Origin of the sequence: Desulfosediminicola flagellatus, from assembly GCF_005116655.2 — a bacterium.
Taxonomy (GTDB): domain Bacteria; phylum Desulfobacterota; class Desulfobulbia; order Desulfobulbales; family Desulfocapsaceae; genus Desulfopila; species Desulfopila flagellata.
In genome coordinates, this window is the sequence record NZ_CP050698.1 from 4221556 (window position 1) to 4237815 (window position 16260).

Here is a 16260-nt window from a genome sequence, read left to right on the forward strand (position 1 = left end):
ATCACCAAATGAACGACCGCTGATTGATAGTTTGCACGGTAATTAATATGAGTCAGCAAGGTATGTTTTATTCAAAACCTCAAGCCACAGCCGATGATTTTAAAGAGGAGATCCGGGAACTTTTTTTTCTGCGCTCCCATATCTGCCTCTGGCTGGCTGTGGTCTTTTTTTCGTTATTTTCTATATTGGATTTCCTGTATGCCAAGGAGCACTTTAAACTGTTCCTGCTTTACAGAATGGTATATGTGACACTCCTTCTCGGTGTTATGAACATCCTTCGATTCCCGCTAGTAAAACAGCTAACGCCGCATATCATCATGGCGTGTCTGTTGTTTGGAGCATTCACCATTGCGCTCATGTGTATCTCGCTTGGCGGATTCTATTCCGGTTATTATGTTGGTATCCTGCTGATGATAGCCGGAGCATTTTCCGTGCTGCCGCTTCGGGCAACACACGCCTGCACCTTAGGTGTCTTTATGTATTACATCTACATCGCGACCGTACTGCTCGGAACTGGCAACACAGACAAAGCACACCTGATTTACGGGGCTAATAATTCGTTTTTCTTTCTATCGCTTATCGGTGTTACCGCTGTTCAAAGCTATGATGATTTCAATACCAGGATACGAGAGTTACGTGCAAAAACCAGTCTTCAGAATCTGCGGGAAAAGCTTGTCCGACAGACTGAAGGACTCGAAGAGGATGTTCAGCGGCGACTTGAAAAACTCGAACAATCACATCTAAAATATCAGGATCTTTATGAATCAATTCAGGATCTGGTTTTTTTAGTTGATTCAGACGGTCTAATAACAAAAGTCAATTCGCACACACGTACTCTGCTCAACCGTTCTCAAGAGGAGTTATTTTCCACTGATATCAGACAGATCATCAGTGCAGAAAACGATGAAGAATGGTTTGAAAACCTTCTTTCACAACTCAAACTAAGAGCGGCTGCCGGAGGTATACAGCTCAATTTGCAGACAGCACCCGACTCCAGACTTGAGGTTGAGATGAGCGCCAGCATGATAGAGATTGATGGTCGAGCAAACTTTCAGTTGGTGCTTCGAGATATCTCAAGCACAAAGTCTATGGAAAGAAAACTCATTGATTCACAACGGCTTATTGACACATCACGACATGCTGCGATCTTCGGACTGGCAAAGCTTGCGGAATGCAGGGACAATGACACAGGTGCTCACCTCAGTAGGATTCGGACCTATTCACGCATTCTGGCTGAAGAATTAGCTCACTTCGACGATTTTAAAGACGTCATCACTGATATATTTATTGAAGATCTCTACCACTCATCGGTACTGCATGACATCGGCAAAGTGGGGATTCCAGATTCGATTCTGTTAAAGCCTGGAAAACTGACGGTAGAAGAATTTGAAAAGATGAAACTACACACAGTGTTTGGCTGTAGTGTACTGTTTGCTGCAGAACGAAGTCTTGATTCACTCTCATTTCTTTACATTGGTCAGGAAATTGCCCGATCCCATCATGAAAAATGGGATTCCACAGGCTACCCGGACGGGCTGCAAGGAGATGATATTCCGCTCGCTGCCCGTATTATTTCTTTAGCAGATGTATATGATGCACTCACCTCGGCAAGGGTTTACAAGCCCCCTTTCAGCCATGAAGAGAGTAAAGAAATAATATTGGAGCAAAGCAACAAACAGTTTGATCCACGCATCATTGAGGCATTCTTACGCAGAGAGCACGATTTTAAAGAAACCAGAATCCAACTGGTGCTTCAGCAACCGGAAATGGCAAATGATTAATCAGGAAGAATATATAATCGAATTACAAGAGCTTCATCACCGGCGGGTAAACTACATACTGCTTGCCGGTGGTTTTCTGATTCTGCTTTTTGCCTCCCTTGACTATCTGATGATACCTGAACTCTTTACCGAGTTTTTTATCTATAGGCAGGTCCTTATAGTAATCACATTACTTCTGCTGATTCTCAATTATTCGGACAAAGCCCACAAACATCCGCATACCATCGGTTTTCTCTTTTTCATTCTGGTATCACTCGTAATTATTTTTATGATTTACCGAATGGGCGGGGTCACTTCACCATATTTCGTCGGCCTGATAGTATGCATGGCAGTTTATTCTTCCCTCGCCCCCCTTACTACTGTGCAATGCCTTGTCGCCTGTTTTTCAGTCGTTACTTTTTACTCAATTACTATTTTCTACACACACTCACTTCACAAAGCTTATCTGATGGACTTTTTCAACAATCTGTTCTTCATGATCAGTTTTATTTTCATTATCGCAACCCAGAGCTGGGCAGATACAAGGGCACGCAAACGGGAATTCCAACTACGGATGCTGGAAAACAATGCTGCTGAAGAACTTCAGGAGCTAGCCTATGTACTGCAAAAAGAGGTGGAAAAGCGTTCGAAAGAGCATCGTGCCACCGAAAAAAGCTACCAATTGTTATTTGATCAGATTGCAGATGATGCCATAGTCCTCGGCCCTCGGGGTGAAATACTTCAGGCCAACGTCATGTTTGAGAAGCACTTTGGAAATGGTGGGTCCATAACAGGAAAATCGCTATTTGACCTGGTAGTGAGACACCAGCAAAAAGATTTTCAGCAAACAATCAACAGAATGTTCAGGGATAACTCATCCCTTTCCGGCCATAAGGTTCTGCTTTGTAAAAATGACCATACCTTTATAGAAGCAGAAATCAACGCAAGTCAATTAGTCCGGGGCCAGTCATCATCTGGAATTCTACTGATGATTCGTGATACCAGCACACGAAAGGAGCTGGAAAGAAAACTGTTCAGATCTCTTGAGATAAAGAAAAAAACTGAAACAGCTGCGATTATGGCGCTTGCCAAGCTTTCTGAATTCAGAGATATCTCCACGACCAACCATCTGGAACGTATACGGGAATACTGCAAACTTATCGCAACCGAACTCTCACATCGCTCAACTCTGGGTGATGTAATGACATCTACATATATCGAAGATATCTATCACGCTTCTATCCTTCATGATATTGGTAAGGTAGCGATACCTGATACGCTTATCTTTAATAAAAAGCAGTTAACTGAACGAGAGAGAGATACAGTCAGGAGACATACGATCATTGGCGGTGACGTCATTAAAGAGATGGAAGAAGAAAGCAAGGGAAGCGGCTTTTTAGCAATGGCGAAACATATAGCCTATTTTCACCATGAACGTTGGGATGGCAAAGGTTATCCCTACGGACTTATAGCGCGGGAGATACCTCTTGCAGCACGGATCATGACCATTGCTGATGCATATGAGGCCATGACATCTTCCTCTAAAAAGGAAGCCATGATGAGCCATGGTGCAGCAATTAACCATCTCAGTGAACTCAGCGGCTTAAAATTTGACCCTATGGTAGTAGAAGCATTTTTAGCCAAAAATGTAGAGATAAACCAGGTCAAGCAAACGTATTCATTATAATTACACATTCGCCGCCATCCCTCAGTTTGAGCCTTTCATCTCGCTGTTTAAGTAACCTCTTCTGTCTTAACACCAAAAAAGTGCACTACCAGCCTTCCGACAGTCATTCCCTGCACCAGAATTGAAAATGCCATTATGCAATAGGTTATTGTTACCAGCATATCCCGTTCCGGCCCCTGTGGCAGTGAGAGTGCGAGAGCTACGGAGATACCGCCACGCAATCCTGCCCAGGTTAATACCCGCACGGTGCCATTAGGGAAATCAGCAATCTTACGCATTAGGTTGACGATTACACCGACACTTAAAAATCTTGCCAATAGCACGCACGGGATCAATATCAAACCGGCGGTAATCATGCTCACGGTATGGGTGATCACCAGAAGTTCCAAGCCGATAAGTACAAACAGTACAGCGTTTAATATTTCATCAACGAGTTCCCAGAATGTATCAAGATGTTCACGGGTAAGGTCGGACATTCCCAGATAACGGCCATGGTTACCAATCATCAGTCCTGCAATAACAATGGCCAACGGAGCAGAAACGTGTAGTAATTCTGCCAGCCTGTAGCCGCCCATTACCGTAGCGAGGGTCAGCAGAATTTCTACATGGTAATTGTCAATCCGCCTGATGAGCGAGTAGGAGAAATAGCCGAGAACCAGCCCGTAAAGAATTCCGCCACCAGCTTCGACTGCAAATAGTTGTGCAACCGCAATCGGTTCAGGTGGATGGTCACCACCTTTTATAAATGCCAGCAGGGTTAAAAATACCACAACACCGATACCGTCATTAAAGAGAGATTCTCCTGTAATTTTTATCTCAAGCCGTTTCGGCGCATGGGCTTTTTTCAGAATACCGAGCACCGCGATGGGGTCAGTAGGTGAAATCAGCGCCCCGAAAAGCAGACAATAGATAAAAGAAATTTTCATTCCCAGCAGGTACAGAATCCCCCAGGTCATTCCGCCAACAAGCGCTGTCGAAACAATAACCCCAAATGTTGCCAGCAAACCGATAATCCATCCCATCTCCCGCAAATCCTGGAGATTTACATGCAGGGCCCCCGCAAACAGCAAAAAGCCAAGCATACCATGCATCAGAGTATCGTAAAAATTCAGTCCTGAAAGAATACCGGCCACTTGATCATCAAATGCCACTATCTCGAATGCCCCAAGCAGTAACAGACTCAATGAACCGACAAGCGAAAGAGCCATCAATCCTATGGTTCGCGGCATCTTCAGATAACGATGATTGATGTAGCTAAAAAGCGCAGCCAACACCACAAGTGCGGTGAAAATATCGAATAAACCCATATCCTGCTCCGGAACTGATGTTTAAGAAAGGCGAATACGTGGTGATTCACGTTTTAATTTCAACATACTACAGCACCCGGAAATCAAAATCACCTTGAAGAAGACTACAGAAGAAAAGATTGGGGAAAGCCCGCATACTTAAATACAGAATAGCAAAGACCAGGAACGCCAGACAACCAATTCCAGATTCTCTCGGTGCAAGAACCTATAAAAGAAACAGAAAAATTTCTATCAACAAGACCTGTCGTTATTAACCATCTATACTTTTGAGGATATACATATCTCCCTCAAATACAGACTAACAACGTGGATCCCACCATATTCTACCAATTCGGGTATAAATGTTGTCACCGTAATCGTTTGCGTTATTCAGATCTGAACATTGATTGAAATTTCGGTTTATAATCCTGTCCTGACCTGGATTATTCGGATCAAGTATCTGTTTGCAGCAACCGGCTGCAAACGCGTTTTCACTTATTAATAAAAATAGAATGAGTATGCCTGCAGAGAGTAAGAGGAATGAGCATCGAGAATTTTTTTTCATTAAAGTGTCCTCTTTAGCTGTTGGTACATTTGCGATAAGAGCAGCATTTTTTTAGCAACCTGCACCCTTTAATTTTCAATAAGAGCAATCATATGATGTGGAATACATACAATGTGCTCCCGCCCCCTGCTACACCACATTCAGATTAGGCTAAAATGTTATTCCTGAGATCCGTCACTTACATTTTTTGCTTTTTACACGTATTATAATTTTTTTCTGCCTCATCACTTTCTTCATCAAGGTATTTTTCTCTATTTACTACCGAAAAGCACGCATCGGTTGTGATTTCCAACTGTTGAAGAATTTCTTCATGGTCGAGTGTAACTTTGATCGCCGACCCGTCTCTTCCTGTAGCAAAAATGTGCTTGCCATCATCACTGAACGTGACATGTGTTATCGGCGTTTGACCTTTAGCAACACGTATCAAATCATCATCTTCTTTTTTTATCCAGTTCAGCCAGATAGAACCGTCTTCATTGCCTATAGCTGTAAACTCTGTCTCTTCTCTTTTTAGAGCTGCTATTGAAAGCGGAGCTGTGTTACCCTCAAAAACCCGATCATCAAATACTTCATTACTGTTAGCTTTAATTTTAGGAATGTCCCAGCGACGTACCAGCCAATCCCTCCCAGCACTTAATACCTCATCATTACCCATAAAGACGACACCGGTCACAGCATTAGCGCTGCCCAGACTCTGGTGCTTTCCAAGTAACTTCCATTTGGGTTGCTCTGATTCATCGTATAAAAGAATCTCTCCATTGCCCAGTCCTGCTGTGAGCTTAGTTTCAGCCTCATTGAGTGCAAGTGCCCATACACCAGCCTTCTCCTTAATAACATTGGCTAACTTTTTTGTAGGATTATCACTCTCGGGACTCCATTTCAAAATATTTGTCTGATTACCGATATAGAGGTTTTCACAGGATGAGTTAAATAGGATTGCGTGAACTTCAGCCCCTGTTGATAGCGTATCAAGAACTTTCCCGAAGTTATTTTCTGCCCAGAGAGTCACTATGCCGTTTTGTGAACCTGTTGCAATTATCTGCTTTTTCCTGCAGTAAGCAATACGTGTAATATCTGTACCGGCAGATTCGATTACAGTTTTTTCCTGATCAGCATTTTCACTATACAACACCGTAATTCGACCATTTTCTGAAACAGAGAGGACATCACCATTACCTGATATATGATTATCGACTACATTGGATGGCTTTTTAATTTCCGTATGATTCCTGAATTGCTCGAGATCCCATACACGTAGCTCTTTATCGCTATCCACACTCACAAGAGTCTTTTTATCTGCTTTAACTGCAATATCGAGTATTGGGTATGCATGACCTCTTAGAACCATAAAATTTTGATATTTTGCATATTGCTCGTCCTCAGATATATGCCAAATACGCACTGCTCCGTCAGCATAACCACCATATATTTTGTCACCTATAAAACCTACCCCTCTTACCGCACCATACGCTTTCTCAGGGTCGATAAGTGCACAGGTATACCCGGCTATTTCTTTAGGGCAGGCAATTGATCCAAAGTTATTGTTATCACCAGCATTGGAGTTTACATCAGGTGTGTATACATAAATCAATCCAAGATCAGTCCCCACTGCAAGTAAACCAGAAGCACTGAGTGCTACAGAGTTTTCACGTGAATAGCCATATTTTCCGGGGAGCTTAAAAGGAATCGGCTCAAATTCGCTTTTCCCTGCTAATGGGGAAACTGTGATGGTTCCATCTTGAGAAGCTGTGACAATCTTTTCGCTGTTAACTGATAGATCTTTAACTGGAGTTGAAAAGTTCAATATCTCTGTATGTCGTGGATCCCCACCACAAGGGTTGTCTGGTGAAAAGGGTATCTCTTCAACAGTTCCTCGACCTTCCTCGTTAAATACGCTGAATATGATTTTTTCATTCTCAGGATCTATTAAAAATGTATCTACACGCGGAAAAGCATTAGAAATAGTGCATGATTCAGAGGCATTTTTCAGTGGTAAATAGCGGAGAGATCCCAAATAATCACTGGTTATCAGTCCGTTTCCATCCGGAGTAAATGCAATGTGGGAGGGAAAACCACCCTCTCCTTTAACTATCGGCTTCGGCTCGTCAAAAGAATTACCGCTCCAGACATAAATAGCTCCGTTTTCATCGGCAATAGCTATCTGAGGACCATCCGACTGAATTGCCATCCTGCTAATTTTAATTTTCCCAGAATCTTCAAAGTCATAAACCGCTTTAGGAATACATTCCGGAGCAACCTTGAGTGCAAGCTTTTTATAGCATGGGTAACCTGTGTCATTAGAGTCGATCGTGGATATAAGAAAGAGTGCTTGCGTCAAAGGGTCCGGCTGAAAATTCATTGCAGTAATTTTACTTCGGGCAAGCTGTTCTGCAGATTTAATTTTCTCTAAAGAGGCAAAAAACAGATACCCGGCTACCATTACACCTGTTAGAAGCAAAGCTACACCTGTACCCCTTTTTACAATGGTATCGATCTTCTTCTTCCGAATTGCAGCTTCTCGTTCAGCTGCACTTAACTCAAGGAAAGAGTTAACTATTGCAAAATCACTCTCAGCTAAAGAAAAATTATGCCCAACGGTATACAACATTGCCCAGTATGCATTGGGATTATTCTCATTTTTCCATGCCTGGGCAAAACCGAGTGCCCGTCCATCCAGACTGCTCCAAAGCGCTCCTTTGTTTTCACTCCATGCCTGGGCTGCAATCAGGATACGCCTGTAATCCCTTGCGCATTGCTCTTCCTCCGCCACCCAGGCTGCAAGACGAGTCCATTTACGCATCAGGCTTTCATGGGAAATGTCAATTGTATGGCCCTTGCTGAGAACACTGTCTGTATCTATTGGCGGCATTAAAAAACAGCAATCCTTCGCTCTGAAATTGTTAATTACCGTTACAATATCCTGTTCGTCATGACCTGTGATCTTCACAAGCATTTCTAAGGTGACAGGACGACGTATGCCCTCTCCGTCGGCGTTTGTTGTTGTCAGCACCTTAAAAATCTTTTTTGCTATATCTTTTCTTTCCTGAGAAATCAGGCGTGAATATACCTCGTCAGCGTGCTGGCCAAGAAGATCCCCGATGGTATGGTCCTTCTGTAAATGCTCAATATCAAGCTGACCACGCCCCTGATAATTCTGTTGCCAGTTATCCCATAGTCGCATAAGAGCATGCTGGAGTACCGGCAGCTGATCCTGATCATCTCCGAGCTGATTTAACAGACGGGTCACCAGACGGGGCGTTATTTCTGCTCCTTCACTCTCAACGGGGCCGGTTATACTGCTGCGGAGTTCTCTTCTGCTGAGGCGGGGAACAAGATACTGACTTTCACTTATCGCTTCGGGTAAGCCAGAGAGTGCCGCCGCCTGGCCAAGATAATCTGAACGCATCGTCAGGATAACATAAATCCGCCCGGCGCTATCATTGATGGAATGGAGAAGCAATTGTACAAATGCCTTGGCATCATCACTTATATGTGTCTCTTTACCATGTTTTCTGAAGCGGAAAAGTTCTTCAAACTGGTCGACAAGAATCAGCAATCTGGCCTTCGCGGGCAGTCGTGCTTCATCTACAACTTCCTGCAAGCCTAAAGAACTATGCCTCAACGTGGTTTCAATGATACTGGTGTAAATATCATGCTGACCATCCTGCCAGTGATCATCAATTGATCCGGAACGACTCAACCCATGCGCCAATGATTTGATAGGAGAATCTCCAGGCCGGAGAACCACCGGCCGCCATTCAACGGTTTCCCCCTGTATCATGTCGCTATAGGTACTGGGCGACAATCCTGATCGTAATAGAGGTGATTCCTGCTGCCCCCTGAGTGAGGGAAAAAGGCCAGCCCGTATAAGTGAGGATTTACCGCATCCGGAAGAACCAATTACAGCCAGAAAGCGGGTATTGCGCAAACGCTCTACTAACTGCAAAATCTGCTTGTCACGCCCGAAAAAGAGATGAGTCTCGTTCTCTTCAAACGGCCGAAGTCCAGGAAAAGGATTTTTCAATTCACTATTCATGATTTTGATTACCCTCACCGGGTTGTATAAGAGCAGACAACCAGTTCAACACACGAGAAGGCTGAAACCCTTCGGAGAAATCACATATCGTATATGAAGCACTCTCCTCGTAATCCTCTATAAATTCCTCTTTTTCATCATTCATTGGGGATGAAATGATTACACAGGTTGAGAGTTGCCTATTGCCTTCTGTGCTACGGATGTCATCTCTATTACTTTCAAACCATGCTTCATCTGCTTGCCCCCAAAACAGTATTACTCCATCAGCCTCTGCAAGCCGTTTCCTATGAAGAATTTCAATTTCATTCTGGTCCTTGGCATTAAAGACGGGCTTTAATCGCTCGCATCCGTTAACTCGCAAGAACTGTTTAATTTCTTTTACATCAACCCGATCTTCTTTTGAGTATAAAAGGTAAACTTTTGGTTTTGAAACAGATTTGGCCCTTCCAGTCTGCTTCTGCAGAGTCGCATTCAGTTTATCAATAATCTCCTCTTTAAAATCATGCAGAGACTTATCAAGCATTTCATCGTTAGGGCCAAGTTCCATGCTATCTATTTTTTTCCTGAATTTTTCCTGAGGTAGTGAAAATTCTTTATCTCCCGAGAGCCAGATGAGCTGATAGAAATCAGGATTGTTGTTCTTATATTTTGCAGCCAGTTCAACCTGAAGTTCTACCGCAGAAATATTGCCTTCTTCTGAACGTTGAGGAAGATCCATTTCAGGAATGAATCCATAACATCTGCCTATAAGGTGAATAGAACATATGGACTGGCTCAAGTGGCATTGAACCTGATCCTGAATTTCAGAAAATGACCGGGGAAGATCACCCCTCGGAAGAACTGTATAGCCCTGTGCTTCCAACTCTCTCCTGATCTCATTTCTGTTTTCCAAAACGTCTTGTGAGGTATCTGCCAGATACACAGACCCTTTTGATTGAGCCTGGTCGTCCCCACTGCTCTCTTTAATAATCTTGAGCAAGATTTTTATTTCATAGGCAAGGTCATTGATCTTTTTAATGGCCTCCTGATCGGCCTCTTCGCCCCACCCGGGAAAGAGTTCTTTCGGTGGAGTTGTGTCTGCTTTTACAAAAGGAAACCCCAACAGGTCGAGCTGTTTCATTGCCTGAGGTTCATCATCAACAGGTGTTTTAATAACTTTGCAGACATTGAACTTATGGAAGTTTTCTAACTTCTTTTCATTGATGTTTTTTTGTAAAAAATATTGCAGTTCGTTATTGCACCATTCAGACTTTGTATATCGTGGCGTTAATACGGAAATTAATACATTAGTGCGTTCTAACGCCTCTTTTATCCTTTCAGTGAGTTTATCACTGCCCTGTAACTCTTCATCACGCCATATCTTTGACTCTTCGCCCAGCAGCATATCCAGCCGGATCTTAAGGGCATCATGCAATAACGTCACCCAGCCTTTTCCTTTGCTGACCTTATTGTCTACATGGGCGTAGCTGATGAAGACATCGTATCTGTCATCACCGTTATGCTTTTCCTTTTCATTTTCCATAGTCGCACCATAGTGAGGCTATTTATTTTACGAATGGTCTTGATGTGAATATTGCAAATAGAACTGCTATCACGAGAGGAAGAGTTAAACTGTGTATTAAAACGACAGATTGCCATAATGCTGGCAACCGTGCTGTTCAGCTCAAATAGCAATCTATACCTGCCTGCCTGTTTACAGTAGGGCATTATCGTATTCTTGAGATGTATAGGTGTATTTTAATGTATTTTCCGCCCGAAAAACAAGACATCATATAGTTATGCCAAAGAAGTATACGAAAGGAAGCATTGACTATCCTCTCTAAATTGCGCGATAGTATGGACAGCAGCTTTCCAGAACAGTTTGAATACGCGATTCCGATAATCACCAAGACATCTCTTGCAACTTCTAACAACTGCGATTAAGTAAAGCCTGCACCCAAGTTGGCTCTCAGGAGAAGCGTTCCACCGCGCAAGACACGATAGTTCCAACGAAAAAACGTTCAGTTTTGCATGATAAAAGAGAGAACACATTGATTAATCAGGAAAAAAAAATCATTGCCTTTTGTTGCAACTGGTGTGGTTATGCTGCTGCAGATCTGGCAGGCACCCGCAGGTTGCAGTACCCCTGTGATGTACGAATTATTCGAGTGATGTGTTCAGGAATGGTACACCCTGAATTTGTTGTTGAGGCGCTTACCAACGGTGCTGATGGCGTAATGGTGGTCGGCTGTCATATTGGTGAATGTCATTATATTGATGGTAATGTTAAAGCCGCAGATCGCTATGATATGATCGTTGAACTAATGGAAGACCTTGGTTTCGAAAAAGAACGATTCGGCCTCTATTGGATATCTGCGGTGGAGGCAGAAACCTTTGCAGATGCTGTGGAAGAGATGTCGGAAGCAATTGAAATTTTGTAGTGCCTATAATACTCGAAATGATATGAGGTAAAGAAACTCCCCTGCATCAAATGCGGCCCTTTGGAGTCCCCTCCACAAGAGAGAGTCCAAAGGGCCAAGATCCTGACCAACGAAAATGATTAGATAAATATACTCATTACATTAATTTAATCGTCGTCATCATCGTCGTCATCATCGTCGTCATTGTCGTCATTGTCGTCATTGTCGTCATTGTCGTCGTCATCGTCGTCATCGTCGTCGTCATCATCCCCATTATCTTCCTGGTTGTTCTCCTGATTGCTCTCCTGATTGCCCTCCTGATTGCTCTGATGATTACTCTCGTGATAGCCGTCAAACGAGTCATCATCATAACCTCGCGTGTTTCCACTCCTTCCATAGCCTTTGCCGCTAGATGCTAAGAGTATGCCATTCTCTTCCCCCCCCGCGCGGATAACGGTAAAACCTGTGTCAAAGGGGATATACTCGGTGTCAGTTCCAAAGCCAATTCCTGCTGCTGGTTCCCCCCCCGGCTCAAAATTGCTTCCAGCCACCACAGGGAGTGTCAACCAGGTCAACAACAGTGCCATGACAGCAAATAAGCTCATAATTTTCCGGGTTTTCATACCAGTCTCCATCAGTTGAATTTTCTTCCTTGTTATTGCGTATGAACTGGGTCCGGACACATAATCGCACGTGCTATAGTTATAACGGTGAGGATGGAAAAGGTTACAGAGATTCCAAAGAAACTGGCAGAGGGATTAAGCTGGAGAGTTTACAATCATAAGCACTTCGCATACAAATCAGACAGATTAATTTTCTGAATACAATTAGGTAAATAGGCCTCCCCCCCTCACAAGGGTTTGTGCAAACTCACATAACCGCGATAATGAATTATGACATTAGTGAATAATACAGTCTATCGACAATGCCGTGGCATTTGCATGTAGTCCCGATATACAGCGTTCCTTCAGAAATTTTCTTTATATCATTAAAAAGATTTAGCAGAACTTCAGCTCGAAATCCCCCCACACCGGGTGCGATCTGTTGACTTCTGATAACATATGTTTTGTCCGCCCCAACATCAGCCTTTTGCAGGACTGTATACAGTGGTGTTGGCCTTGGCTTACCGGTATAGGTACATGTTGATTCAGGCTCGGGGCAATTTGAGGGACAGATAAAATCAGCATACGAAATGGCTATCTGCCCTTCTTTAAGATGCAAAGGATTCGGCAATCCCCCCAGCAGGTCAGGTGAAATGTTGATAGTATTTACTTCAGCCTGTTGCTCCGTGAGTTTTTTCTTTAGCCATTCAGCGGCAAGATGAATCGGCAGGGCAGGAATAATTACCGTATCCGCCACATCAGAAGTACAAAACCGTGCCAGCCATTCAACCGCATCGCAGGTAATGACCTCGATATTTTCAGGAATATCTTTAAGAGGTTTACAATCGATTACACGGATATGTGCAGTCGGGTAGGGTCTGGTCAACTCAGCGAGGGCAATCCTGCCAAATCGTCCGCAACCCAATATACAAAAATCGCTGTCTGAAAAGTCTGTAATACTATCCTTTTTGATGGCCATTTCGCCCTGATCTCCTGAACATTTATCTTACTCGACTATTCCGCTAAAAAGACATCGTTTCTCCATAGCTGCCTGCAATTCCACACCCGAAGTATTGCCGCCGCTCATCTGGATAGTAACCTTTTTGCCCAAACACCTATTATCTAAAAACTTTATAGCCGAATACAGATACAAACAAAAAGAAACGTAACAGAAAAAAGCCACCTATGCTCTGTCGTAGTGTCATGTCATGTGTCAGATGTCGTAATACTGTGAAGCTTTTTCTCTTCCTGCAAGGCATGACTGATGGAGCATAGCAGCGCTATGTAACTGAAGGAGTAACGAAGTCAGGAAGTGAAAAGAGCGAGCTAAATTAAACATTTGAGGCATGACAGGACACTAGTATAAACGGTATATTACCTTTTCAGAAACTGCATGGAGTAGACTCCAAGCAAAGGCCCAGGAAACAGGAATAGCAGGAGATTTTCGATCTCAATATAGGCGATCAACATATCTAAAAGCTGGATACTGATGATTGTTATAAAAAACCCGATGCAATTTACCAGTGTCAATGCTGAGCCGACAAGATGCCCTGGTGTTGTATGAGCGATAATCGCTGAATATTGCGGGGAATCCCCGGCTACAGTAATCCCCCATATCAACATGACGGAAACAAACAGAAAAGGAGGCAGGGAAATAAACGCAGGAGAAAGCAGGCAACACACCCCTGAAATGGCAAGCTGAGTTGTGGCAACCAGTGCACTCCCCACATTTCGGGAAATAATCCCTCCAGCTACACAGCCCAGACTTCCTGAACCAATCACCAGAAATGCCCATAGCGGTACATTAAAACCGGCTTCAGGGTGCTGTTGCGCATAAGCCATGAGAAAAAATGGTAAAAATGCCCAAAAGGTATAGAGCTCCCACATGTGGCCAAAATACCCACACGCTGCTGATCTGAATCCTTTAATCTTAAAAAGCGTTACAAGTGCCCTGCCGTTAAATACCGTGCTCTTTTCTATAAACGGTCCGTCAGGAACACATACATACATCGCCAGCCCACCCGTAACAGCCAACAATGATGTCGTGAGAAGTACAACTTTCCACTCCAGTACATACCCCGTTGCTTTCAATACATGGGGAAAAGCTGTACCCAACACAAGTGCACCGACCAGAAATCCCAATGCTTTGCCGAGCCCTTCTCTATACCAGCCTGAAGCTATTTTCATACCGATAGGATAAATACCGGCCAGAAAAAAACCGGTGAAGAACCGCAACACAACAAGCGTGATGAGTTTTCCCGGCACAATAAGAATTAAGCTATTAGCAAGCGCTCCTGCAAATGAGCAGAGACAAAATATCTTTGCGGGTGAATATCTGTCAGAAAGCGTAAACCATGAAAATATCAGCGTACCTATAATAAAACCGAACTGGACAGCCGAGGTGATATAGCCTGTTGCATTTTTGCCTATTGACCACTCTGTGACAAGATCACCGAGAATAGCATTGGTTGAAAACCAGAGAGACCCACAGGCGAAAAGTGAGAGAATTATTACCGGTAATATCCGGCCTGGCCGATGTTTCATACGTAGTCTACTTCTAAATATGGCCAGGCAAATAATACGTTTCTTTTGTAACCAAAAGCCCGGCAGCGGCTACAGCCACCTACCGGGTACCAGAATCGCATCACACCTGTTTGAGTTGTTGAAAATCACCTCACCTTAACTATGGTCCGACCACGAACTTTGCCTGCCATAATATTCTCAGCTGCAGTCGGTATATCCTCAAGTGGTATCTCAGTACAGAGTGTATCGAGTTTATTGAAATCAAGATCGCTCACCAGATGCTGCCACGCCTTCATGCGTTTAGCCATCGGCGCCATAACCGAATCGATTCCATAGAGGGTTACACCACGCAAAATAAATGGTGCTACAGAACCCGGCAGAGCCAGAGAATCAGCCAGGCCGCATGCCGCCACCGCTCCGCCATATTTCATCTGGCTGATAACGTTTGCCAGTGTATTACCACCTGCGACATCAACAGCCCCTGCCCAAAGCTCTCTTCCCAGTGGTTTTGCCTTTTCAGAGAACTGCTGCCTGTCAATAATTTCCGATGCACCAAGCCCGTGCAGAAAATCGGCTTCATTCATTCTGCCAGTCACAGCCACAACCTTGTACCCCAGGTTACTTAGCAGCAAAACGGCAACACTGCCGACGCCGCCAGCGGCACCGGTTACCAGAATGGTATCAGTTTCAGGATTCAAGCCATGATTCTGGAGAGCCAACACACACAACATAGAGGTGTAACCTGCCGTACCCACTGCCATGGCCTGGCGAGTGCTTATACCATCAGGAAGCGGGACCAGCCAATCACCCTTAACTCTTGCGATTTCTGCAAAACCACCGCTATGTACCTCACCAACACCCCACCCGTTAAGCACCACCTTATCGCCGATCTTAAAATCAGCATTATCTGAGCCAGTTACGGTGCCGGCAAAATCAATTCCCGGTGTGAGCGGAAAACGGCGTACGACAGGAGCTTTCCCGGTAAGTGCCAGGCCATCCTTATAATTTACGGTGGAATACTCTACCTGCACAGTAACATCACCCTCCATGAGATCACTCTCTGAGAGGGTCGTCAGGGCAACCTTCTGCCCCTCGTCATCTTTTGTAATCTGATACCCACGAAATGTTTTGGACATGGTTCTGCTCTCCTTTTCAAGGTATTGCCCGGGTCAACGCGTACTATATTTCCAGCCCGGTGAACACGATTCCTCTATCATTTACACATCACCTTCAACTGTTGTCTACTATATATGAGTCGTGTATTACAGCTATTTTTCCGAAAGCGTATTCATACCTCACTAGAATTGGCAAAAAATATCTTTATTAAAGCGACGAGTATCATTTAACTTTTCAATCAGATCTATCAAGCTGGAACAGCGTCATATTGGCACACCTTCATCCA

11 protein-coding genes are annotated in these 16260 nt (G+C 43.9%); 3 read left to right on the forward strand and 8 right to left on the reverse strand.

Annotation, left to right across the window (positions count from 1 at the left end; translation table 11 throughout):
- The first annotated feature begins 62 nt into the window (after window positions 1–62).
- Window positions 63–1781 (forward strand): HD-GYP domain-containing protein, encoded by a 1719-nt coding sequence (locus FCL46_RS17440; protein ID WP_167506082.1) that lies wholly within the window; start codon window positions 63–65, stop codon window positions 1779–1781.
- Window positions 1774–3447: an HD-GYP domain-containing protein gene (locus FCL46_RS17445; protein WP_136810412.1), complete on the forward strand. Its 1674-nt coding sequence runs from the start codon at window positions 1774–1776 to the stop codon at window positions 3445–3447. The genes FCL46_RS17440 and FCL46_RS17445 overlap by 8 nt, the downstream gene beginning before the upstream one ends.
- 47 nt (window positions 3448–3494) lie before the next feature.
- Here FCL46_RS17445 and FCL46_RS17450 read toward each other — a convergent pair whose 3' ends face one another.
- The 4 genes from FCL46_RS17450 to FCL46_RS17465 all read right to left on the reverse strand — a co-directional run bounded on the left by FCL46_RS17450 (window position 3495) and on the right by FCL46_RS17465 (window position 10856).
- Complete coding sequence (locus tag FCL46_RS17450) at window positions 3495–4754, reverse strand: cation:proton antiporter (protein ID WP_136810413.1); 1260 nt, start codon at window positions 4752–4754, stop codon at window positions 3495–3497.
- Window positions 4755–5052: 298 nt separating this feature from the next.
- Window positions 5053–5298: a hypothetical protein gene (locus FCL46_RS17455; protein ID WP_136810414.1), complete on the reverse strand. Its 246-nt coding sequence runs from the start codon at window positions 5296–5298 to the stop codon at window positions 5053–5055.
- Between the two features lie 178 nt (window positions 5299–5476).
- A complete protein-coding gene (locus FCL46_RS17460; RefSeq protein WP_136810415.1) occupies window positions 5477–9334 on the reverse strand; it encodes an NACHT and WD repeat domain-containing protein in 3858 nt (1285 codons plus the stop codon).
- Window positions 9327–10856: a toll/interleukin-1 receptor domain-containing protein gene (locus tag FCL46_RS17465; RefSeq protein ID WP_136810416.1), complete on the reverse strand. Its 1530-nt coding sequence runs from the start codon at window positions 10854–10856 to the stop codon at window positions 9327–9329. The genes FCL46_RS17460 and FCL46_RS17465 overlap by 8 nt, the downstream gene beginning before the upstream one ends.
- A 511-nt stretch (window positions 10857–11367) precedes the next feature.
- Here FCL46_RS17465 and FCL46_RS17470 point away from each other — a divergent pair.
- Complete coding sequence (locus tag FCL46_RS17470) at window positions 11368–11754, forward strand: hydrogenase iron-sulfur subunit (RefSeq protein ID WP_136810515.1); 387 nt, start codon at window positions 11368–11370, stop codon at window positions 11752–11754.
- A gap of 146 nt (window positions 11755–11900) precedes the next feature.
- On the opposite strand, the gene FCL46_RS17475 is transcribed toward FCL46_RS17470, so the two are convergent.
- The 4 genes from FCL46_RS17475 to acuI form a co-directional block, all read right to left on the reverse strand.
- Entirely contained in the window at window positions 11901–12356 is a 456-nt protein-coding gene (locus FCL46_RS17475; RefSeq protein ID WP_136810417.1) for a hypothetical protein, read from the reverse strand.
- A gap of 268 nt (window positions 12357–12624) precedes the next feature.
- A complete protein-coding gene (locus FCL46_RS17480) occupies window positions 12625–13314 on the reverse strand; it encodes a hypothetical protein (RefSeq protein ID WP_136810418.1) in 690 nt (229 codons plus the stop codon).
- 395 nt (window positions 13315–13709) lie between these two features.
- Window positions 13710–14879 carry an MFS transporter gene (locus FCL46_RS17485; RefSeq protein ID WP_136810419.1) on the reverse strand — a complete coding sequence of 390 codons (1170 nt, stop codon included), beginning with the start codon at window positions 14877–14879 and terminating at the stop codon, window positions 13710–13712.
- A 125-nt stretch (window positions 14880–15004) separates the two neighbouring features.
- Window positions 15005–15994 (reverse strand): acrylyl-CoA reductase (NADPH), encoded by a 990-nt coding sequence (gene acuI, locus FCL46_RS17490; RefSeq protein WP_136810420.1) that lies wholly within the window; start codon window positions 15992–15994, stop codon window positions 15005–15007.
- Between the last annotated feature and the right edge of the window lie 266 nt (window positions 15995–16260).